At 44.3% G+C, this 20,230-nt stretch carries 22 protein-coding genes; 7 read left to right on the forward strand and 15 right to left on the reverse strand.

Translation table 11 applies throughout. From position 1 onward, the window contains the following. Window positions 1–42: 42 nt before the first annotated feature. Window positions 43–1,266, reverse strand: a complete 1,224-nt coding sequence (locus BXP28_RS07535; protein WP_023483236.1) for an IS256 family transposase — start codon at window positions 1,264–1,266, stop codon at window positions 43–45. 347 nt (window positions 1,267–1,613) lie between these two features. On the opposite strand from BXP28_RS07535, the gene betB reads away from it, so the two are divergent. Together betB and gbsB are read left to right on the forward strand one after the other, a co-directional pair. Then, the gene (gene betB / locus BXP28_RS07540) at window positions 1,614–3,086 is read left to right on the forward strand and encodes a betaine-aldehyde dehydrogenase (RefSeq protein WP_023483604.1); all 1,473 of its coding nucleotides are present in this window, start codon (window positions 1,614–1,616) and stop codon (window positions 3,084–3,086) included. 19 nt (window positions 3,087–3,105) lie between these two features. Then, a complete protein-coding gene (gene gbsB, locus BXP28_RS07545; protein ID WP_036654732.1) occupies window positions 3,106–4,314 on the forward strand; it encodes a choline dehydrogenase in 1,209 nt (402 codons plus the stop codon). A gap of 101 nt (window positions 4,315–4,415) precedes the next feature. Here gbsB and BXP28_RS07550 read toward each other — a convergent pair whose 3' ends face one another. The 3 genes from BXP28_RS07550 to BXP28_RS07560 form a co-directional block, all read right to left on the reverse strand. Beyond that, window positions 4,416–5,012 carry a YkzI domain-containing protein gene (locus BXP28_RS07550; protein WP_024093473.1) on the reverse strand — a complete coding sequence of 199 codons (597 nt, stop codon included), beginning with the start codon at window positions 5,010–5,012 and terminating at the stop codon, window positions 4,416–4,418. 190 nt (window positions 5,013–5,202) lie between these two features. Next, on the reverse strand, window positions 5,203–5,394 hold the full coding sequence (locus BXP28_RS07555) for an ABC transporter permease (RefSeq protein ID WP_024093472.1): 192 nt from the start codon (window positions 5,392–5,394) through the stop codon (window positions 5,203–5,205). A 5-nt stretch (window positions 5,395–5,399) separates the two neighbouring features. Continuing rightward, on the reverse strand, window positions 5,400–5,759 hold the full coding sequence (locus BXP28_RS07560) for an ABC transporter permease (protein ID WP_077584998.1): 360 nt from the start codon (window positions 5,757–5,759) through the stop codon (window positions 5,400–5,402). Window positions 5,760–6,116: 357 nt separating this feature from the next. Here BXP28_RS07560 and BXP28_RS07565 point away from each other — a divergent pair, with 357 nt between their 5' ends. Together BXP28_RS07565 and BXP28_RS07570 are read left to right on the forward strand one after the other, a co-directional pair. Then, a complete protein-coding gene (locus BXP28_RS07565; protein ID WP_036654735.1) occupies window positions 6,117–6,326 on the forward strand; it encodes a hypothetical protein in 210 nt (69 codons plus the stop codon). A 64-nt stretch (window positions 6,327–6,390) separates the two neighbouring features. Then, window positions 6,391–7,083: a response regulator gene (locus BXP28_RS07570; protein ID WP_046655202.1), complete on the forward strand. Its 693-nt coding sequence runs from the start codon at window positions 6,391–6,393 to the stop codon at window positions 7,081–7,083. On the opposite strand, the gene BXP28_RS07575 is transcribed toward BXP28_RS07570, so the two are convergent. The 10 genes from BXP28_RS07575 to BXP28_RS07615 are packed head-to-tail and all read right to left on the reverse strand — an operon-like array spanning window position 7,056 to window position 15,376. Next, window positions 7,056–9,458 carry a polysaccharide lyase 8 family protein gene (locus BXP28_RS07575; protein WP_023483600.1) on the reverse strand — a complete coding sequence of 801 codons (2,403 nt, stop codon included), beginning with the start codon at window positions 9,456–9,458 and terminating at the stop codon, window positions 7,056–7,058. The two genes, BXP28_RS07570 and BXP28_RS07575, sit on opposite strands and share 28 nt — an antisense overlap. A 12-nt stretch (window positions 9,459–9,470) precedes the next feature. Continuing rightward, on the reverse strand, window positions 9,471–10,220 hold the full coding sequence (locus BXP28_RS07580) for an SIS domain-containing protein (RefSeq protein WP_023483599.1): 750 nt from the start codon (window positions 10,218–10,220) through the stop codon (window positions 9,471–9,473). 13 nt (window positions 10,221–10,233) lie between these two features. Continuing rightward, entirely contained in the window at window positions 10,234–11,406 is a 1,173-nt protein-coding gene (locus tag BXP28_RS07585; protein WP_023483598.1) for a glycoside hydrolase family 88 protein, read from the reverse strand. 13 nt (window positions 11,407–11,419) lie between these two features. Further along, window positions 11,420–12,136, reverse strand: coding sequence for an SIS domain-containing protein (locus BXP28_RS07590; RefSeq protein ID WP_023483597.1), 717 nt, complete (start codon window positions 12,134–12,136; stop codon window positions 11,420–11,422). A 19-nt stretch (window positions 12,137–12,155) separates the two neighbouring features. Beyond that, window positions 12,156–12,641: a PTS sugar transporter subunit IIB gene (locus tag BXP28_RS07595; RefSeq protein WP_023483596.1), complete on the reverse strand. Its 486-nt coding sequence runs from the start codon at window positions 12,639–12,641 to the stop codon at window positions 12,156–12,158. Window positions 12,642–12,654: 13 nt separating this feature from the next. Then, complete coding sequence (locus tag BXP28_RS24105) at window positions 12,655–13,035, reverse strand: PTS system mannose/fructose/sorbose family transporter subunit IID (protein ID WP_257125674.1); 381 nt, start codon at window positions 13,033–13,035, stop codon at window positions 12,655–12,657. Continuing rightward, window positions 12,933–13,445: a PTS system mannose/fructose/sorbose family transporter subunit IID gene (locus BXP28_RS24110; protein ID WP_257125675.1), complete on the reverse strand. Its 513-nt coding sequence runs from the start codon at window positions 13,443–13,445 to the stop codon at window positions 12,933–12,935. Before BXP28_RS24110 ends, BXP28_RS24105 begins: the two co-directional genes overlap by 103 nt. After that, on the reverse strand, window positions 13,438–14,217 hold the full coding sequence (locus tag BXP28_RS07605; RefSeq protein WP_023483594.1) for a PTS mannose/fructose/sorbose/N-acetylgalactosamine transporter subunit IIC: 780 nt from the start codon (window positions 14,215–14,217) through the stop codon (window positions 13,438–13,440). The genes BXP28_RS24110 and BXP28_RS07605 overlap by 8 nt, the downstream gene beginning before the upstream one ends. An 11-nt stretch (window positions 14,218–14,228) precedes the next feature. Continuing rightward, a complete protein-coding gene (locus tag BXP28_RS07610; protein ID WP_024094442.1) occupies window positions 14,229–14,657 on the reverse strand; it encodes a PTS sugar transporter subunit IIA in 429 nt (142 codons plus the stop codon). Window positions 14,658–14,671: 14 nt separating this feature from the next. Then, on the reverse strand, window positions 14,672–15,376 hold the full coding sequence (locus tag BXP28_RS07615) for a GntR family transcriptional regulator (RefSeq protein WP_023483592.1): 705 nt from the start codon (window positions 15,374–15,376) through the stop codon (window positions 14,672–14,674). Window positions 15,377–15,588: 212 nt separating this feature from the next. On the opposite strand from BXP28_RS07615, the gene BXP28_RS07620 reads away from it, so the two are divergent. Next, window positions 15,589–16,212 (forward strand): YktB family protein, encoded by a 624-nt coding sequence (locus BXP28_RS07620; protein ID WP_023483591.1) that lies wholly within the window; start codon window positions 15,589–15,591, stop codon window positions 16,210–16,212. Window positions 16,213–16,723: 511 nt separating this feature from the next. Here BXP28_RS07620 and BXP28_RS07625 read toward each other — a convergent pair. Continuing rightward, window positions 16,724–18,007: an MFS transporter gene (locus tag BXP28_RS07625; protein ID WP_235430728.1), complete on the reverse strand. Its 1,284-nt coding sequence runs from the start codon at window positions 18,005–18,007 to the stop codon at window positions 16,724–16,726. Window positions 18,008–18,168: 161 nt separating this feature from the next. Between BXP28_RS07625 and BXP28_RS07630 the strand changes: the two genes are divergently transcribed. Further along, window positions 18,169–19,638, forward strand: coding sequence for an aminotransferase class I/II-fold pyridoxal phosphate-dependent enzyme (locus BXP28_RS07630; RefSeq protein ID WP_036654739.1), 1,470 nt, complete (start codon window positions 18,169–18,171; stop codon window positions 19,636–19,638). A gap of 143 nt (window positions 19,639–19,781) precedes the next feature. Next, window positions 19,782–20,201 carry a DUF1885 family protein gene (locus BXP28_RS07635; RefSeq protein WP_023483588.1) on the forward strand — a complete coding sequence of 140 codons (420 nt, stop codon included), beginning with the start codon at window positions 19,782–19,784 and terminating at the stop codon, window positions 20,199–20,201. Window positions 20,202–20,230 lie beyond the last annotated feature (29 nt).

Genomic DNA, 20,230 nt, shown 5'->3' on the forward strand with positions numbered 1-20,230 from the left:
TCAAGTCCAAATTTGTGTGTAAATTCCCTCAGCTAGACTGTGCTACATAATGCGAGTCACTTTGGCATCGGACTTTGGCCGATCCTTCCGCCATTCCATGTACTCGGTCATGTCGAGATATTTCTTGCCGGCTGCCCATTTTTCATCCTGTTCCATCAATAGAGCACCAATAAGACGAATCACGGATTCACGGTTTGGGAAGATGCGAATGACACGTTCCCGGCGTCTAACCTCTTCGTTGAGACGCTCAACGCTATTTGTCGTGCGCAGCCGTTTTCGGTAACGCTCTGGCAGCATTAAGACGGCGGTAGCATCGTCAAATCCGCTTTCCAGCACGCCCATCGCCTTACCCGCCTTATCTTCATAAGCCGCTAAGGTCTGTTTTAATAAAAACCTTGCCGTTCCAGTATCAGGAGCATCTAGAATCGACCGTAGACGGCCATGGATCTCATCCTTCAAGGCTTTGGGTGAGGCTTCTAATACATTTCGCGTGAAGTGAGTCTGGCATCGCTGCCATGTTACCCCTTGCAGCTGCTGCCGTACCGCGCGTACAAGGCCGCCATGATCGTCGGAGGTAATGAGATCCACACCTCGTAATCCACGTCCTTTTAGAGAGCTGAAAAACTCACTCCAGCTTGCTTCAGATTCTGTGTCACCCAGCATCAGGCCAAGGACTTCACGATAGCCCTCGGTGTTTACACCAATGGCAATCATGATGCCTCGTGAGCGTACACGACCGTCTTCACGGACCTTGAGATACATCGCATCTACGAGAACAAACGGAAAGAGGCTGTCTGCCAGGCTTCGATTATTCCAAGCAGTTACGATGGGATCCAGCCGCTTACAAAGGTCTGAAACAGTGGATTTAGAAAACTCGGTTCCGCAGAGTTCTTCGGTTACTTGCGAGACTTTACGCGTAGAGACGCCGTTTACGACCATTTCCATCATCGCTAAGATTAACGCTTGTTCACTTCTCTGGTAACGACTAAAGAGCTCTGTCGTGAACTTCCCGCCACGGATGCGCGGAACACTTAGTGTAATGGTTCCCACCCGCGTATGCAGCCCATGTGGATACGATCCATTCCGGTACGCTTTTCGATTCTCTGTTCGTTCATAACGATCTGCTTCCACTTGTTCACTCACCTGTGCTTGTAAGACTTGGTTCAGTACAGACTCGAGCAGCTTGGCTACACCCGCATCCTGAGAATTTCCCAAAAATAGTTGATGCAAAAGCTGCGAATCTACGTTAATCTGGTATTGAGCCATTTCATAACACCTCGTATATTTAGAATTTTGTGTCCCAACATTATTCTAACTGAGGGCTATGAATATGGCTCCTTTCATTTTTTGGAACCTAGCTTTTTACACAATTATACGGACTCAACTTTCGGATGGAAATCTACATTATAAAATTGATTTATGTTTTTATTTTAATCTTAATGGAAGAATGAAAAATGTCAAAAATAAATGTTCAAGAAATGGCAATCTGATTTATAAGATGGATGTGAAGGCATGTTTTCTCTTTGACACACTGCAAAAGTCATGTTAATTTTATTCTAAACATTAAATTTTTATTTAACAATCTTTACATTGAGTGAGGAGGTTGTTTTTAAATGAAACCAACACTTTTCATTGATGGAAAGTGGAAGAATGCTAAGCATGGCCGAACCCGTTCCATTATCAACCCCTTCAATCAAGAAATCATCCAAAGCATTTGTGAAGGGGACCGGGAAGACGCTCTTGCGGCCATTGCAGCTGCAAGGCGGGCATTTGAGGATGGCAAGTGGTCTTCTATGTCCGGACTTGACCGAGGTAAACTGGTATTGAGAATCGCTGAATTGATTAGGCGGGACCATAATGAGCTAGCCAAACTGGAATCGCTGAATACGGGTAAAACACTTGCAGAAAGTAAGGCTGATATGGATGATATCGCGAATGTATTCCAGTATTATGCCGGTCTTGCAGACAAAGATGGAGGCGAGGTTCTTTCCTCACCGATTCCAAACTCAAAAAGTATTCTGGTCAGGGAACCGATTGGCGTATGCGGACAAATTACACCCTGGAACTATCCGCTACTGCAGGCGAGCTGGAAAATTGCCCCCGCCTTGGCTGCCGGAAATACAATTGTTGTAAAGCCAAGTGAAATCACTCCGCTCACAACCATCAAGTTATTCGAGCTTATGGAAGAAGCGGGAATACCGGCAGGAGTCGCAAACCTTGTACTTGGACCTGGTTCAACTGTTGGAGACGAATTAGCAAGAAATAAGAACGTCGATTTCATTTCTTTCACCGGCGGGATAGAAACAGGGAAGCAAATCATGAAAGCGGCAAGTGAAAATGTAAAAAAAATCTCCCTGGAGCTTGGCGGAAAAAACCCCAATATTGTTTTTCAAGACGCCGACCTGGAAGTTGCGGTCGATCAAGCGTTAAATGCCGTCTTCTTCCATGCGGGGCAGGTTTGCTCTGCAGGCTCACGCCTACTTCTTGAGGAATCCATACATGATCAATTTCTGGCTGAACTTATAAATCGTACTAAGAAAATCAAGCTGGGCAACGGATTCCACGAGGATACTCAAAGCGGTCCGCTAATTTCTGCAGAACACCGGGAAAAAGTAGAAAAGTATGTGGAAGTCGGTATTCAAGAAGGGGCTAAACTGGAAATTGGAGGAAAGCGGCCTGAAGATCCGGATTTGCAAAACGGATTTTTTTACCTCCCTACCATTTTCTCCAGATGTACATCGGATATGAGAATTGTACAGGAAGAAATATTCGGACCTGTCATAACTGTGGAAAAATTCCGTTCAGAGGAAGAAGCTGCAGCCCTAGCCAACGATTCGATCTATGGCTTAGCCGGAGCAGTATGGTCCCGGCATATAGACAAAGCTGAACGGGTCGCAGCCAAATTGAGACTTGGCACCGTTTGGATTAATGATTTTCATCCATACTTCGCACAGGCCCCCTGGGGAGGATACAAGCAATCCGGCATTGGCCGTGAGTTAGGTCGAATTGGCCTTGAGGAATATACGGAAGTCAAACATATTTACCGAAATACAAAGCCTGAAGCTGTGAATTGGTTTAAACCTTAAATATAAGGAGGATATCTTCATGACACTAAATATGAAAGTGGAGACGATGACCAAATTGCATACATTTGAAATCCCTACTGTCATTAAGCATGGAATAGGAGCCGTGCACTATGTTGGCAATGAAGCAAAAACGCTTGGAATAACAAAAGTGCTTCTTGTCACAGACCCCGGGATTTACAACGCAGGTGTGGTAAATCCTGTTGTCGAATCACTGCAAAAAGCCGGCATTCAAGTTATCCTCTTTCAAAAAGTGGAACCTAATCCCCCTGTACGTTTAGTCGCAGAAGGTTCTAAACTCTATGCTGAAGAAGGCTGTAATGGCCTTGTGGCAGTTGGAGGAGGAAGCTCCATGGATACGGCAAAAGCTATCGGAGTAGAAGTGGTTCATGAGGGGTCAGTACTTGATTACGAAGCGGCAGAAGGTAAGAAGCCGCTTGTGAACCGAATTCCCCCATTAGTTACAATTCCAACGACAGCCGGTACCGGCTCGGAGGTTACACAATGGGCAGTCATCACGGACGAAGAGCGCAAGTATAAATTTAATACTGGCGGCCCTCTGATTGCTGCCCATTTGACGATCATTGATCCTGAATTACATATATCCATGCCCCCCCATGTAACCGCTATGACAGGAGTTGATGCTCTGGCTCACGCAATCGAGTGTTATACAATGAAATTTGCCCAGCCGATAACCGACGCTGTGGCACTTTTGGCAATCGAATACGGCGCGCATTATATCCGCCGGGCCTTTGCGGATGGTCAAGACTTGGAGGCGAGATATGGAATGGCTCAGGCTGCGATGCTTGCCGGTCTTTCTTACGGCAGTGAATCTGCAGGCGCTGCCCATGCGATGAGCCAGACGTTGGGCGGAATCATTCCTGTTGCCCACGGTCAGTGTGTTGCCGCCATGATGGGACCGGTTATGGAGTATAACTGGAAAGGATACCCTGAAAAATTTGCCCGGATTGCAAAAGCATTTGGTATTGACACAAACGGTATGACAGTAGAAGAAGCCGCTAAAGATTCGGTTAACTGGATGTATGAGCTTGTCGAAGACTTAGAAATTCCCAACCTCGAAGAACAGGGAGTCTCTCCTGACATGATTGACCGCTTATCAAAAGAAGCCATGAAGGATCCGCAAACGGTCGGAAATCCAAGAGATTTAAATGAGAAAGCGTACAATTGGATTTATAAACGCTGCTTCAATTTAATACCTAAAACAGTGTAAAATGAAAAAAGCTCCTGCTGCAAAACAGCGGAGCTTTCTTTGGATATTTGGGGAAAATTTGCGTTATCCCCTGTTTGGAGAAGCACGCTATTGATATTCATCTACATCTCCAGCAGCAGCATTTCCTGCCGCAGCAGCTCAAGCTTTTCTTTGCTGGCGGCTGCACCTTTCTCATCCCCGTTTTGCATTGCTTCGAAAAGACTGGCAAGTTCATAGTCGAGTTCCAGCCTCAGCATGGGAATGCGTTCCTCAGCCCGGCTGGAACGAAAAGCCTGTATCATTTCCTCGACGGTGACGAACGGTTCTTTCTCATACAGCACCTTGTGTTCGATTCCGCAAATCTCCACCGTACGGATGATCTCTCCAAACATAATATTCTCTATAAGAATCTGTCTATCCTTAAATCTTTTTACAATAGCATGGCCCCTCGTATCTTCAATCAACTTCTCCATCATCTCGGCCAGCTTCTCATCTTTAAACGAATAGTTGCCGACAATTTTAAATTTTTGGCCAATGCGCTCAAACTTCAGCTTGACAAGTTTACGACCTGACCGGATAGATACAATGAACTGGTGATCATTTTCGTTCCAATATAGAGAGTACCCTTCCTGTATGAGAGTTTTGATGAAATTGCGAATGAGCCGACGGTCAAATCGCAATTCCAAATTGCAGTATTCCACCTCATGATTTTTACTCACGGCCCTCGCCTCCATGAAGAATCTACATCTTTTACAGAATGTTCAGACAACTTATTCGTTTATTTTATCTTATTATGAATAATATGAATTAGCAACTTGGATATTGCCATTTTTTTGAACCTGAAGCTAAAAAAGGCGGATGCTTCCCTCCTTTTCAGAAGAGGAAACACCCGTATTCAAAGATACCGGATCAAGCCGCCCTTGTATCCCCCGGTTTTAAAATGACAGACCCGAAGGAAATCAGAATGACAGCAAATAAACCAAGAATAGCAAGGTTTAGGCCAACATCGCCGAGTCTCTGGCCTTCAGATAAGCGTGTGAAGGCATCGATTGCCCAATATTGGGGGATGAAGTTGGCTACCTTTTGCATAAAGTCCGGCATAATGCTCACCGGCTAGAAACACCCCCCAGCATAAAGCTAGGAATAATAATCAGCATATTTGCGACTCCCACATTATTCATATTCCGGATTAGCCCGGCAACGGTGCTTGCAAGCCCTAGTGCTGTCAATAGAAAGCATTCCATTACGATAAACTGATCCAGGAACGAGATGTTCAAATCAACCTTTAAGACGTACATGGTCATAACTAATATAAGTGCAATTTGCAAAGTGCCTACCAGCCAGCCTCCTAGAAAATTGCCCAAGGCAATCTCGGAAGACCGTACCGGGGCTGTAAACATCCGGGCCATCGTTTTTTGCTTGCGGTCATCCAAAATAAGAGATACGGTACTGTTACCTAAAAGCAAATCCCTGTTTCAATGATAATTCTTTAACAAGCAATTGGGAACTGGCTGTACCGTCTTGGTCCACGTAGTAAGCAGCAGCTGCACAGCAATATGCCAACTATTCATGATAACCCCCCTCCGGTATGCAAGCATGGACAGCAGAATAAGCACCAGACTGACCAGCCCGACCCTCATAATCTGTGATAAATATAGAAAACTATAAAGACCCGAAACTGTACACGTTTCAAGTACTTTTACTGCTCGCTATAGCTGTCCTGTATAGATATGTTAAGCCACTTTCCTTGGCGATTCTATACTTATCAGTCGAAATGGTCTATTCGGCCATACTGTTTTATTCTTATGGGGGTTTATTTTTGCATGATAACCAGTCTTTTCATGTATGGATTAAAACCTTCCGAAATAAGCAGGCCCTTATTTCTTTTGCATATGGCCATTGCTAACATTGCCGCGCTGGATCAGTCCTTACCCGTAATCCTTACGGTCAATTTTTTGTTTTTGCTGACCTTCATGCTGATTCATCAGCTAAGTACAACCTCCCAAATAAAAAAAGACGGATTCTCTCTATGATGAACTGCGCCGTAAACATTACGAATTGGATGAAGCACGCAGGCAGCTTGTCGATTACGCTAAAATGGTTGAAAAAACAGCCCAGGCAGAGGAAAGGAGACGCATCTCCCGGGCTCTGCATGACAGGGAAAGCCTGAGGATGCTTTTGGGGATGCAGGAAGAACTGAACGTGATGGGCACCTGCGAAAATGGTGCAGAAGCGCTAAAATGGCTGATGGAAGGTAATGAAGCGGACGTAATTCTGATGGATAACAGAATGCCTGAATGCGACGGTGTTGAGGGAACCAAACGGATTCATGAACAATTCCCTTCCATCAAAATTCTGGTACTGGCTACTTTTGATGATGATGAATTTATTATCGAAGCCCTGCGGAACGGTGCCTGCGGCTATCTCCTCAAAAATGTTCCGCCAGAACAGATTGTACATGGTATAAAAACCGTATATCAGGGAAACTGGCTGATTCATCCGGATATTTCCAAAAAATTAACCGGGTACATACAAGCGCCTACCCCTTTTTTGCAAACCTTGGACCAATATGGGCTTACAAAGGCGGAGCAGGCTATTGTTGAGAAAATCTCCGAGGGTCTTTCCAACAAGGAAATTGCCGGGACTTTATTTCTGAGTGAAGAAACAGTAAAAAATTATATATCCGGGATCTTAGACAAATTCTCCCTGCGGGACCGTACGCAAATTGCATTATTTCACTTGAAACAGCAGGCCTCTTTTCCTCATAATTCAGACAGGGAGTTCATATAATTCACTTTCAGATAATATGAACGGCCGTCTTTTGCTGCTGTGTTAATTGTAAAAGTAACGGATTGTCCGGAGCTATGCTCACTGATTGATATGGCGGGATTGGAATCCGATACAGTTATACCCGTGTATCCATGTAATGTAAAGACTAATTGGGATTGCTCACGCATTGGATCAGAAAATGTCAACTCCAAACCACCGTCTTTGTTCTTGACCATGATTGCCCCGCGTGTCATCGCTTCGACCTGTCCAAGCCGCCCTTTTTCATGGAAGTTGCCGATCCATAAATTTGCGGAATGATCCTTGACCGCCTGCTGCTTCGGTGTATTCGCGATGATTGTGATATCAGGCGAGTTGGCGTATTTTTCTGTTTCCTCTGCACTTTTGTTGGGCAAAAGAATATAGGAATAGGCAGCCCCGCTTGGTTGTGTGCCGTGTGGAATGGCAAACGTTGCGAAGTAATTGCTTACTCTACTGGAAGAGCTGCCATCCCTTAAATCTGACCATTTCCCTTGCCGTTTTTCTTTTTCCGCCTGTATGGTTGTCTCTTCCGGAAAAACATAACCGATCTCTCCGTAATGTTTTGGACTTCCTAGATGGGCCCATTTCACCGCGGATAACGTCTTGCTATCACCAGATAGAAGGGGGGTACCGTTAACTTGAACCAAATTACCCCCATCTTTTTCAAGTTTGCGGTTATCCACGATCGTTTCGGTATTCCGGGCTTCCTTCGAATTTATTCCCGCTCCCAGTGCCACGATCTTATCATCGAGCAAAAACCACGATTTCTTCGCTTCAAGTGAGCTGCCCGTTACACCAGACATGGAGTAGTACATACTGGCAGAGCCATTTTTTCCATCGGAGACTCCTCCGGTCCATGATTTTGTATTGGCATAATTTTTCCAACCTGTGAGCGTACCTTCTTTATGATCTGTTGTTATTCCCGGCAAACGCATCATATCAACGGTTGGCCAGTAATCTTCGCTAAATTGGGTTTGATCGCCATTGTAGAGATAAAGCGCCCCTGCTCCGGTATACCAGCCCTTTTTGTTTTCACCGTTTCCATACTCAAATGCACTGATTTTCTTCGAGAACATGCTGATTCCTACGGCAAAATCGCTTTTTTGATGAAACATTTGCGACATTGCACTCATCATTACATTTTGATCACGGTTGTCGGGTAGTGGTTCAATTGAACGATCCGCTACAAGCGACTTTAATATTTGGGCTTTATGAATGGATAAACCTTCATAATAATTGGCAAAAGCTGTATCGGAAAGAATGGCATTTTTAACAAAGCCGGCATAGGTCTGGCGGAAGTTTATATTACTGTGTTGTCTTGAAATGATATAGATTTCGTAAAGCAAATTGCGCCCGGTTAAACGATCGTTGGTAAACTCTCTGGAAATGCCCCGTCCTTTTGTCATGTCCATGCTTGCCCCACCGTACAAAGACGGCATATAAGTCACCGGGATATAATCATAAATGAGATCCACACCGGATAGCTGTGAGAGAAAGGCCGTTCCTTCAAGCAGCTCAAACAAGTCCGCAGTTCTCGAAAGCAGCACTTCCCCGTACCCGCCTGTATAGGGCACGTAGTTATGCTGGATAAAAGAGCCGTCCTCGTAAAAACCGTCTCCACTGGTCACTTTATTGTAGGCACTTCCGGCAGAACTTGTCCCGAGTGTGATTTTAGCTGTATTATTTTCCAGCAGGCCGCGGATTGTAACAACCAGACATTTGTCCAATAAGTTGGCCCCTGTTTCTTTAATGCCGTTAAGCCGGTAATTCGGATTAGGAACAAACCAGTCTACAGCGCGAAGGTATTTTCCTACTGTATCTGACGTTAATACGTTTTTCATCAGGACTAAAGTGTTATTGTAACTTTGCGGAGCGCCGATTTCCCAATCCCACCAGTTTCCGTATGTTTTGGATACGCTTTCATTAAACATGTTGCTGTAAAACCACTCCAACGCATATAAAATATCTTGTTTGAGTGCCGCATCATGATAGTATTTGGAGTCCTGAGTGTTGTACAGTACAGCCATTTTTTCGATCGCCTGAATCGTTCCCGTTATATCCGCAGAGTTGGTTTTCCAGTTTTGATACTTACCCCATAAGTAAGAATTTGCTTCACCTTTGACTATCGTATCCCAAATTCCTGTCCCTTCTTTGTTTTGAAGTTCTTCCTCCTTCTGCCCGATTAATGCGGATAAATCCGTGTCCTGCGGTCCCAATTTTTCACCGGTTAAATATACGTGCCAGTTCAATAAAGCTTTTTCGTTGTCCGGAATTGGTTCTGCCTTAGTCCATTTCCCCTGATACGAACCGGAGAAAATCACCAGTATAAGCAATACGGAGATGCCCAGTTTTTTCATACACTCACCCCCTTATATTTCCATGTTTTCCGTAAGCAAAGGGATTTTTTCGGAGAATTGTTCCAGCAAGCGACTGTTATAATCATCTGCCCCGGTTACATTCCCGCTTTTAAATACTGGAATGTCAGCATTGTTAGCAGATAGTTTGGAAATGCATTCAGCCAGCATTCCTTGAATCATGGCAATACCGACAATGGATGAGACTGAAGCGAACTTGATTAACGTTTCCGGCAGTCCCAATACAGCATCCCCCTCAGGCACATGATTATCCAGCACAATATCTGCGGCATCTTTTAAGAATAAGCCTGCTTTGTGGCGGGAGTGTTGGGTGGCAGCATAAACCGTACTGGTTATAGCTATTACAATTGCTCCCCGTTCCCGGGCAAACAAGGCTACATCAACCGGGACCGGATTGAGCCCTGACGTTGATATGACGATCAAAGCATCTCTATCCGAAATCGGATAGCCCTCAAGGTGAGAACGGACATAATCATTCTTTCGCTCATTTTGTGAAGATGCGGCTGCTCCGAGGTGCAGCATAAGCGGCTCAATTAAGATCGGATAAACAGGTGCAAGTCCTCCGGCCCGATAAAATACTTCTTCTGTTAAAATATGGGAATGCCCGCTGCCAAACATATATATTACACCATCATTTTCGATAGTTTTTGCCAGCAGATCGCCAGTCTTCTTCATCTGCTGCTGTTCTTCTGCCAGCACAACATCCAACAATTCCTGAACTTTTGTAAAATATTGCTGCAGCATATCACTTTCCTCCTCACCAATACGTTTTCCACGCCGGATTGTACAGCCTGTACAAAGCTTCCATATAGAAATAGTCGCCCCATAAATTTGGTTCGTCCATACCTTTTCCTTCCGCATAAGCATAGATGCCATGAAGCAATATTCCCTCCATGTCAGGATGTTCTTTGGAAGTCCATCCATTCCGTAAAACAGAAAGCATTCCGATACTTACTCTCACCAGTTTTTCACGATACGCCCCCTTAGAGAACGCCGCTGTTTCCAAAAGCCCGCATACCGCAATTGCAAGTGCTGAAGTATCGCGCGGTTCATTACTGCCCGCATCAAAAGACAGATCCCAATAAGGCACAATATCGTCAGGTAAATGAGTTAAAAAATAGTTGGCGATGTCTTCGTAAAGTACAGCAAATTGATCATAGGGACTGTAGCGGTAAACCAGCGGCAGACCTGCTACCGCCCAGGCTTGTCCCCGCGCCCAGCACGAATTGTCGCTATATCCCTGGTGCGTTGCCCCATAAGCAGGCATCCCGTTTTCAGGATGAAAGAAAAAGGTATGATATGTAGACGCATCTTCCCGGACAATCGTGCTGATAAGTGTGCGGAAATGACTCTCCGCAATTTCGCGATATTTGGGGACTCCCGTCTTATCACTGGTATAGAACAATAGCGGCAGGTTCATCAATGAATCTACAATTAGCCGGTATTCATTGGGATCGTCCAGCCTGCCCCATGCCTGAATAAAACGGCCTTTTTCCTGATAGCGGGCAGCCAGCTTTTCAGCAGCGGCTACCAGTACCTTCAAAAGCATAGGATCCTGCATTATTTTGTGCCCGGCACCAACGGAAAGGGTATAAAGGAAACCGATGTCATGATGATCCAGTACAAGATTGAGCTCCAGGCGTTGCTGAAAACTTTGGATATTCTGCAATGCCCTATCGCGAAACGTATTGTCTTTTGAATATTCATACGCCATCCATAGCATGCCTGTCCAAAACCCGTTCGTCCAGTCATCATTGTCCTTTAGGCGGTATTTCCCGTTAGTGGCACATGAGGATGGAAAACGGTTTCCGAATTTTTCAAGCTGCCGCCCCAGCTTTCCGCAAATCCAGTCAAGCTCCTCCCGAATAGCTATTTGACCGAGATGGTTATGCCGAAACGTTTCTTCCCAAGCGGCTTTTGTATATATCATCCTGTTTGCCCCCTTACACACGTTGCAGACGATCTTTGTATTTTTCCATCAACTGGTCATTATAGGTTCTGCCGTACTCTACGTTAGCACTTTTCATGATCGGCGGTTCGATTCCTTTGTCCACCAAAATCTCGATGGCCTGCAATATCACGCTGTCAAGCAAATACGCCGCTGCGATGGCAGATGTCGGACCAACCTTGATGCCATATTTTTCAATGTTAATGGAACAATCGCCGGGTTCCCCGCAGTTATCCAGGACGACATCGGCTAATTCGTACAGCTTTTTTCCGCTTGAATGCAAACTTTTCGCCTGACTGGATTCGTTCAAATTGGTCACCGCAATCAATTTGTTCCCTTTCTCTTTTACATATTGGGCCATATCTATGTGCAAAGGATTTTTGCCTGAATTGGAGATGAAAATAAAGCAATCCTCTTTCCTCCGGTCTACAAGCCGGATAAACGTTTCCCCGACGCCTTCAATTACCTCAAACCAGCCGTTAATTCCATAAAACTCTTTTATTGCTTTGGAGTTTACGAATCCCCCTGCTCTTCCAGCCACTTCTATAGCAGCCGAAAAGGAATGGCCGGAACCGAAAGATTGGATAATGCCCCCTTTCTCTACAGTTTCAGCAACAATCTCAGCAGCCTGCCCGATTGTTTCCTGCTGTGTGGTGCGAATTTGTTTTAAAATGGTATCTATATTCTCATAAAACGTTTCAACATACCTCATGGTTATACTCTTATATTCCTTAAATTTTCCTTAAAAATACTTCGATGTCTGTGTCCGGTTCGTCCGGTACCATCTTAGCGGTGACTTTAACACCTTGACTCATCAGTAATTCGATGGATGAAACTTCTGATGAAGTCATGCTGACGGATTTTTTTATTTGTTTGGTTCCGGGACGGTTGGACATATTTCCAATATTGACCTGTGGGAATTTCAGGCCACGCTCCATCATATTTGCTAAAATTTCTGGTGTTTTCACAATCAGTAAGACACGCTGCCCTCTGTAATTGCCGTTTTGGAGATTAGCAACCGCTTTTTCAAATCCAAGAATGGAAGTGTTGACACTGGACGGTGCGGCCATTCGTAAAATGGCTTTCTCATTCTCATTTGCCGCTACCTCATCGTCAATAACCATGATGCGGTTTACTTTAAGGCCGGTAGCCCAACGTGTTGCAACCTGTCCATGGATAAGCCTGTCATCAATACGAATGTGAACGATTCCTTCCATTATTTCACACCTCTTATGCTAGAATTTTTAAATTATAAGCGATAATTCCAAATAAAATCAGAATAAAAATGACCCGGGTAGAATTCATTTTCTTCCTTCCAAGCAGCCAGTAGGTAAGAAACACGATTAATACGGGTGCAAAAGCAGGCATAATCTGATCCGCTAAATCCTGAACCTTTAGCTTCACATCTCCATTTTGGAACTCATAAGCAAAATTCGCTTTAATGACCGTAGGAATCAAGGCACCAACAACGGTAATCCCGAGGATATTTGCCGCTTTGGTGATTTTCTTCAGTTTGCCTCCGAACTCGCTAACCAGTTTAACTCCTTCCCGGTACCCCCCCAGGCGAAGATTCGCATAAATATGAGTCTGAATATTCCGAATAATATCCACAGAACAAGTCCCGCAGGATTTCCCTTTAGTGCCAAATATGAAGCGATCGATCCGATAATCGTGGTCGGAATAACAAAAAACAATGTATCCCCGATGCCGGCAAGCGGTCCCATCATCCCAGTCTTCAGCGAAGTGATTGTATCCTTTGCAGCGATTCCTTTTTCTTTTTCCAGTGCTGTGTTAACTCCAAGGATAACCGGTGCGGTTGAGTTATTTGTATTAAAAAACTGAAGGTGATTCATTGCCGCCTCTTTCTTTTCTTCCTCGTCCTTATAAACCGATTCCAACATGGGGTACATACTGTAATAATAGCCGAGACCCTGCATTTTCTCGTAGTTCCAGCCGGCCTGCCCGAAAAAATACCAGCGCCAGAAAGATTTATTCAGACCCCGGTCCAACACTTTACTCATCGCCCATACCTCCGCTTCCTGTCAGTGCTTCTTCTTTCTCCTTACTGAACATTTGGAAGAAAATCATCGCCAGTGCAAGCCCGACCAGTGCCGCCCCCAATACAGATACTTTTAAATAAGCAGCGATGAAAAAACCGATAATCAGAAACGCGAAATTCGCTTTCACAGGCAAATAGCGAAGCAGGATGGCAATACCAAGTGCCGGCAAAATCTTACCCGCCGTCTGCAAACCGCTCATTAACCAGGCCGGAATACCCTCCACAATTTGCTGGACAAATGCCGATCCGAATACCAGTGCAAGGAATACGGGAATCATTCTGGAAAGGGAGGTCGGAACCAGTCCCCACAAGTTCATCCGGGACGCTTTTTTCAAATTGCCGCTTTCCACTAATTTCTCGGCACGATGCTGGAAAAAGGTATTGGTGAAACGTGCAAAAACATCAAGCTGTACCATCAGCAATCCGATTGGGATCGCCAGTGTTGCCCCAAACTCGGCCCCCTTACCGCTTAAAACCGCAAAGGTAGTTCCAAGCAACGCTCCGGTCATATAATCCGGAATGGATGCTCCGCCAAAATTTCCTACGCCAAGAACCAGCAAGTTTAAAGTACCTCCGACAATCATTCCTGTTTGGATATCCCCTAAAACAAGTCCTGCAAAAAAACCTGCCATCGTCGGTTTAACAAATCCAAACGTTGTATTATTGCCGTCATAAATCGCAAATGCTGAATAGAGAGTCAAAAGAAGAATTTGCCACCATTCAATCGTTGTCATGTTCACAGCTCCTATTCATCTAAATCATGTGCCAATGAAGCCCCCGGTTCAGGGTATGCAATTCCTTGTTTTCCTGCTTCCAACAACTGGTTTATATCCACATTTTCAAACGAAGTATCCTCTATAGATAGCGCTTCCAAAACTATTGCTAAATTATATCCGCTTATAATTTTGACCTTCTTAGTAAGGTCCAGTTTTGTAGTTACCGCCATAGCCTGGTTCATAGGAGTTCCCCCAAGCAGGTCGGTAAATAGAAGTCCGGATTGTCCTGACTTCTGCCAGCTATTTAATCTGGCTTCTAATTCAGCAGCAAAAGGCAGTACCCCCCCTTCTTCTGTCAATTCCAGCCAAAAAAGCTGTTCTTGCGGGCCAATGATCATCCGAACCGCTTTTACAAGACCGCTTGCCATGCCTTCATGTGAAACAACTAAAACATTCATGTCTCCACCACTCTTCATACAGATTCAATTTTGACGCTGAAATAATCCCACCGCTTATAGCTTTCTATATATTCAGCAACTCTGCCGTCAAAAAGATAAGTATGCCGCCTTACAAAAGCGGAAGGTTCGTTAATGCCGATCTGAAGCAATTCACTTTCTTCCTTCGGTGTAGGGAAACAAATCTCCGTCAATTCTTCGGAATTAGCCTGAAACAAATTAATGCCCGTATATTCTCGGATTTTCTCATACACAGAAGTAAAAGCAGACGGGTCAAGCGTGTCTTCTTCTTTAATAAACTCAAGCGGCACATAGGAATGCTGAAGGATAAACGGCATGCCGTCAATAAGCCGAAGCCGCTTAATCAGATAAAAAGGGGTTTTTGCCGGAAGCTTTAGTTCCTTGGATATTCTTGGATCCGCTATCTTTTCAAGCTGCAATACTTGAACGGACTCTGATTTGTCGCTATATTTTTCCCGTTCTGTAAACTTAACGATTTTCCCTATTCTGGCCTTTGAAACATAAGTTCCTTTTCCCTGATAGCGGACGAGGTAACCCTCATTTGTCAGTTCCTGAACAGCCCTAATAACCGTAATTGCGCTGACGTTATATTCCTTTCTCAATTCAGCTTCACTGTAAAATTTATCTCCAGGCTGAAACTGGCCATTTTTAATCTTATAGAGAAGGCTTTGCTTGATTTGCTGATACTTGGGAATCGTCACTTTATCACCCCTTTATATGTTAATAGGTTAATATATTAAGTTGATAAAAAAATAGTAGCATATCATTTTTGATTGTGCAAGCGTTTTTTTAATCGTATTGCCTCCTCTCTTTCCAAATTCGGCTGGAGATATGTTATGATAAATATTACATAAAGTTTAGTAAGACTCCTGTCTTGGACAACTTCAATTTAGATATGCAAAGGATGAGGAATATGACATTTTCCGGGTTTACCCCTTCCGATTTTGATACATTCACCATAGAAGGTTTAGATGAAAGAATGAAGGCCATCCGGGAGAGGATTCAGCCTAAATTCAAGGAGCTTGGGGAACTGCTTTGTGATGACCTGGCCATGATGGCAGGAAATGAAATGTTTGTTCATATTGCCAAGCATGCAAGGCGTACGGTCAATCCGCCCAAAGATACCTGGATGGCCTTTTGCCATAACAAACGGGGATATAAACAGCACCCCCACTTTCAGATCGGGCTTTTTGACGATCATGTTTTTGTCTGGCTTGCCTTTATTTATGAGCTCCCTGATAAGAAAAAAATAGCTTCATCATTCCTTCAACATTTGGATGACGTACGCCGCCAGATACCGGAGGATTATGTTTTGTCTTTCGACCATATGAAGAAAGATGCAGTACGCGCCGGAGACCTTGATCAGGAAGCATATGAACAGGCGCTTGTCCGTTTCCGGGATGTAAAGAAAGCGGAATTACTTATTGGCCGCCATTTTGCTGTTCATGATCCTGTACTTCAGGACGGTGAGCGTTTTATGGAAACAGCAAAGATGATTTTTGAACAGCTCATGCCGCTGTATAAACTTGCTTTTTAGCCCATTTTCCCTTCCTATTGGGCTTAGTCTTCAGAAAAAATTTAGGTTATCCTAAGGTTATTTTAAAGTTTGAATCAGAATTTGGTTGTACAATGAGCTTGTCAATGAATAACCCGTCATTGATCAATAGGAATAATCTGAAGGGAGGGCTGCCAATCTGACTATGATACCTGCTTGCGCGGTAAGACTTCACTGCAGCTGCGCAGCCATATCTTGATGATGAATTTGAGTCATGTGTATGAAATTGAATGTTTAGAGCATAGCGCCTTGACGTCCTGTTGGAACCGTCAATCAGATACGTCATGTTTATTCTAAGGGAATTCATTCATGCAATAACCATCGTAAACTTCCGTATGAACGCTGCTCGATAGGGGCAGCTTTTTTTTGGCCAAAACGGGATTCAAGAAATCCCTTTTCAGCCTGAATTGAAAAAAACGTTTGTTCATCATGGAGCTTCACGGATTTTTGTCCAGATGGAACACTTAGTTGTTAATTATCAACAAAAAGGGTATTATGCCGCAGAAAGCCTTGTCTGTTTGGAGGAAATCCTCCACCCCAGGATTAAAAGAACAAGCAGTGAAAACCCGCTGGTAATGAAAGGGACATGATAGTTAAACAGATCCCATAACTTACCGGAAATAATCGGGCCGACAATCATCCCTAATCCTTCAATCGTAAGAAAAAACCCCCAAACTACCCCTCTTTTCTCGGGAGGAACTGCACTTGCTATCAGGGCATTCCACGACGGAATAATCATTGCGTAGCCAAGGCCTAGTGCAATGACAAGAACATAAATCAGAGTCATGTTTGGCATAAACGTAATAGCCATTAATGAAGCGGAGCTGATGATTAAACCGGCAGTTAAGAACCATGTTGTACCAAATTTGTCCACAAGCTTTCCGACAGGCATCAGCAGCAAAACAATGACCCCTCCTCCCACTACCAGAAAAAGACTATACTGGTTCGGTGACAGATGCAAGATTTCTCTGGCATAAATCGTGAGAATAGGTGTAAGAATCCCCAAAGCAAATGTTTGAATAAACATGGCGGGAAATAACAAGCGGCTTACTGCCATCTTGTTCATATCTCTTTTTACTTCTCCCAGGTATTGCCGTACTCGCTCCCATCTTTTACCGGTACCTGTTTTTGGAGCACTCTGGGTGAGACTTTCTGCAAACTCTACATCATTTTTCGAGATCACGTTTTTCCTGATCTGGTTCGGCAGGAAGAATGCAATCAAGACTACAAGCCCCATGCTGATGAGCAGGAGCCAAAAAGCCTTTGTATAAGAGTTATCCGAAATGAAAAAGTTGATAATAACCGGCCCAAGACCTGTTCCTGAGAGCCAAGCCATATAGACCACGCTCATTACTACACCTTTGGCTTTCTCCCCCGCTACTTCAGTAGTCCCTGAAATAACAGCGGGCCAAAGAGGAGCCGTCCCGATACCCAACAGAGCACAAGCCAGAATAATCCATCCATATTGGGTAAGAGTAGCCATCATCACCACAGATCCGAATGTACATATGACCCCCGTAAGCATGCTAATACGGTATCCGAATTTATCGATAAACCAACCGACAGGGGTCCGGAACGCATTATCCCCTATATATTGGGCAGCCAGTGTCCACCCTACAATAAAAGCGGAAGCTCCAAGAATTGTTTTCATATAAATCGGCAAAATAGTGAGCAAAAGGGCCCCTTTAACGAATTCCACAATAAACATAATCATCAAAAGCTGAATCACAAATGGGGAAAATACTTTTCTTCTTCCCTCCATTGTTTCTGTCTGCACTTAAGGTCCTCCTCTATATCCCTGTTTTTAGCCTTACTTTTTTATCTTTTACGAAAATGGAACAAACTATTTTTCAAAAACGCTTGCATGTCTGTGCTAATTTGATATACTCTTCTTTGTTTTAATTTTTTGAATCCAAATAGAAGGGAAGAGATGTTCAGATGGATCATCATCGCACTCCCCTGTTTTCCGCATTAAAACGGCATGCGGAGAAGAGACCGATACAATTCCACATCCCCGGCCATAAGACAGGAGTAGGCATGGACCCGGAATTTCGGGCTTTTATGGGCAAGCAAGCCTTGTCCATAGATCTCATTAATATAGCACCCCTTGATGACTTGCATCAACCGTCCGGTGTTATAGAGGAAGCTCAGAAGTTGGCAGCGGACGCATTCGGCGCTGATCATACCTACTTCTCAGTACAGGGGACAAGCGGTGCTATTATGACCATGATTATGTCCGTCTGCAATGAAGGCGATAAGATTATCGTCCCCCGTAATGTTCATAAATCCATTATGGCAGCAATTATTTTTGCCGGGGTAAAACCGATCTTTATTCAGCCGGTCCGTGATGAAAATCTTGGTATTGACCATGGAATAACAACCCGTTCACTCAAGCGGGCTCTTGAAAAACATCCGGATGCAAAAGCCGTGCTGGTTATCAATCCAACTTATTATGGAGTAGTCACTCATTTGGAGGAAATTGTAGAACTTGTCCACAGCTACGATATACCTGTTCTTGTAGACGAGGCCCATGGTGTGCTAATTCATTTTCACGACCAGTTGCCGATGTCCGCTATGCAAGCGGGGGCTGATATGGCTGCTACCAGTGTTCATAAGCTCGGCGGTTCTTTAACCCAAAGTTCAGTATTGAATGTGCAAGGCCCAAGAGTAAATCACAAACGCATTCAGACTATTATGAGCATGCTAACTACCACCTCGACTTCTTATATCCTTCTGGCTTCCCTGGATACAGCAAGGCGGCAGCTGGCTCTTCACGGTCATAACTTAGCAGAACGTACCACTAAGCTGGCTCAAAAAGCAAGACAAGCCATAAATGAAATACCGGGTTTGTACTGTTTCGGAGAAGAAATTCTCGGCTCGGAAGCTACCTTTTATTACGACCCTACGAAAGTTACCATTCACGTCCGCCATCTTGGATTAACCGGATATGACGTCGAGAATTGGCTGCGTGATCATTACAATATAGAGGTCGAGCTCAGCGATATGTATAACATTCTTTGCTTAATTACCCCCGGTGATACCGATGAGAACATTGACATACTGCTTAAAGCATTGACTGAACTGGCGGAAAGTTACTATAAGAAAAATACAGCTAACGAGTTGATTATTAAGATCCCGGAGATCCCTCAGCTTTCCCTTACACCCCGGAATGCTTTTTATGGAGATACGGAAATTGTCCCCTTCAAGGAATCCGCGGGACGTATTATCGCCGAATTCATCTATGTATATCCCCCAGGAATCCCTATTCTTCTACCGGGGGAGGTCATATCCCAGGAAAATATCGATTATATCACCGAACATGTCGATGTGGGTCTGCCCGTTAAGGGACCGGAAGACAGGAGCTGCAGAAACGTAAAAGTAATCGTCGAAACTGAAGCGATTTTCTAAAAGAAATCCGTAAGGAACCGGAAACTACCGGTTTCTCTTCTTTTTAATAATCCTGAAAGCGGTTGCCAATCAAGACGGCGTAGTGGTATCATAATCTACATAAAATGGTAATCACAACCACAGATGGAGGCGGTGTATTCGACATGAGTCAAAGCGCTTTTATCTATTTTGCCCCGACTTCTGCGGTCTCTTCCCTTTCGCCGGAGGAGCTTAAGGAAAAACTGCTTTATTACCTGGACCAACTCACCAAAACAGCCCAGCAGTTGAACTGGGACTATGCGGATGCTGGTTTCCCATATACGATTGAAACTAAGCAGGAAGCCAAAGATCAGTGGTTTTATTTAAAAGGAACGAACTTTTTGTACAAGCATATCGTATTTGGAGTAGGCCGCGAACAGGCGGATGGGGAGGATCGCTCCTTTGTACAGATTGTCCTTCCTGATGATTGCACTCCCGGGGACAAATCTAAGGGAAACGAATTCGGCAAGTTTTTGGCCCGCCATCTAAAAGCACAATTAAAGCTGTTTAATGGACGCACTATGCACTTTCAACCACGTAAATAACAGTCTTGATTCAGATGCTTTACATGCTT

It is taken from the genome of Paenibacillus larvae subsp. larvae (assembly GCF_002003265.1).
GTDB lineage: Bacteria > Bacillota > Bacilli > Paenibacillales > NBRC-103111 > Paenibacillus_H > Paenibacillus_H larvae.

Bases quoted from the DNA above. Each gene is read 5' to 3' on its own strand.
- BXP28_RS07535 (WP_023483236.1), bottom strand. From the start codon at position 1,266: ATGGCTCAATACCAGATTAACGTAGATTCGCAGCTTTTGCATCAACTA.
- betB (WP_023483604.1), top strand. From the start codon at position 1,614: ATGAAACCAACACTTTTCATTGATGGAAAGTGGAAGAATGCTAAGCAT.
- gbsB (WP_036654732.1), top strand. From the start codon at position 3,106: ATGACACTAAATATGAAAGTGGAGACGATGACCAAATTGCATACATTT.
- BXP28_RS07555 (WP_024093472.1), bottom strand. From the start codon at position 5,394: ATGCCGGACTTTATGCAAAAGGTAGCCAACTTCATCCCCCAATATTGG.
- BXP28_RS07565 (WP_036654735.1), top strand. From the start codon at position 6,117: ATGATAACCAGTCTTTTCATGTATGGATTAAAACCTTCCGAAATAAGC.
- BXP28_RS07570 (WP_046655202.1), top strand. From the start codon at position 6,391: ATGGTTGAAAAAACAGCCCAGGCAGAGGAAAGGAGACGCATCTCCCGG.
- BXP28_RS07575 (WP_023483600.1), bottom strand. From the start codon at position 9,458: ATGAAAAAACTGGGCATCTCCGTATTGCTTATACTGGTGATTTTCTCC.
- BXP28_RS07580 (WP_023483599.1), bottom strand. From the start codon at position 10,220: ATGCTGCAGCAATATTTTACAAAAGTTCAGGAATTGTTGGATGTTGTG.
- BXP28_RS07585 (WP_023483598.1), bottom strand. From the start codon at position 11,406: ATGATATATACAAAAGCCGCTTGGGAAGAAACGTTTCGGCATAACCAT.
- BXP28_RS07590 (WP_023483597.1), bottom strand. From the start codon at position 12,136: ATGAGGTATGTTGAAACGTTTTATGAGAATATAGATACCATTTTAAAA.
- BXP28_RS07595 (WP_023483596.1), bottom strand. From the start codon at position 12,641: ATGGAAGGAATCGTTCACATTCGTATTGATGACAGGCTTATCCATGGA.
- BXP28_RS24110 (WP_257125675.1), bottom strand. From the start codon at position 13,445: ATGAGTAAAGTGTTGGACCGGGGTCTGAATAAATCTTTCTGGCGCTGG.
- BXP28_RS07605 (WP_023483594.1), bottom strand. From the start codon at position 14,217: ATGACAACGATTGAATGGTGGCAAATTCTTCTTTTGACTCTCTATTCA.
- BXP28_RS07610 (WP_024094442.1), bottom strand. From the start codon at position 14,657: ATGAATGTTTTAGTTGTTTCACATGAAGGCATGGCAAGCGGTCTTGTA.
- BXP28_RS07620 (WP_023483591.1), top strand. From the start codon at position 15,589: ATGACATTTTCCGGGTTTACCCCTTCCGATTTTGATACATTCACCATA.
- BXP28_RS07630 (WP_036654739.1), top strand. From the start codon at position 18,169: ATGGATCATCATCGCACTCCCCTGTTTTCCGCATTAAAACGGCATGCG.
- BXP28_RS07635 (WP_023483588.1), top strand. From the start codon at position 19,782: ATGAGTCAAAGCGCTTTTATCTATTTTGCCCCGACTTCTGCGGTCTCT.